The organism is Pseudomonas sp. IT-196MI5 (genome assembly GCF_949767415.1).
Classification (GTDB): Bacteria; Pseudomonadota; Gammaproteobacteria; order Pseudomonadales; family Pseudomonadaceae; genus Aquipseudomonas.
This window is the reverse complement of record NZ_CATKPZ010000061.1, coordinates 1-502: the sequence shown is the minus strand read 5'-3', so window position 1 is coordinate 502 and position 502 is coordinate 1. Positions and strand designations below refer to the sequence as shown.

The window sequence follows — 502 nt, the reverse complement described above, 5'->3', positions numbered from 1 at the left end:
CCATGAGCCAAGACATTTTTGTATCCGTACTGATTCCCGCCAAAAACGAAGCGAACAACCTCAAGCCATTGCTTGAGGAAATCCGCGTCGCATTGGCCGCTGAATCGTACGAAATCATCGTCGTCGACGATGGCAGCACCGATTCGACCCTGCAAGAACTGCGGCAGATCCGCCACGACGGCTTGAACACTTTGCGCATCCTGCATCACGAGCGCTCGCTGGGGCAGAGCACTTCGCTGTACCACGCCGCGCGGGAGGCCCGCGGGCAATGGCTGGCGACCCTCGATGGCGACGGCCAGAACGACCCGGCGGACATTCCCGGCATGCTGGCGCTGGTGCGCGGCGAACCGGGCAAAGTTGACGTGCAACTGGTCGCCGGGCACCGGGTCAATCGCCGCGACACCGCGAGCAAGCGCTACGCCTCGCGTTTCGCCAACAACCTGCGCCGGCGCCTGCTCAAGGACGCCACCCCGGACACCGGTTGCGGCCTGAAGCTGATCGA

1 protein-coding gene is annotated in these 502 nt (G+C 63.5%); it reads left to right on the top strand.

Features of this window, described 5'->3' with window-relative positions; translation table 11 throughout:
- Window positions 1–2: 2 nt before the first annotated feature.
- Window positions 3–502 (top strand): glycosyltransferase family 2 protein (locus ACM6IK_RS24290; RefSeq protein ID WP_414876358.1); only part of this gene is annotated, 500 nt, incomplete at its 3' end.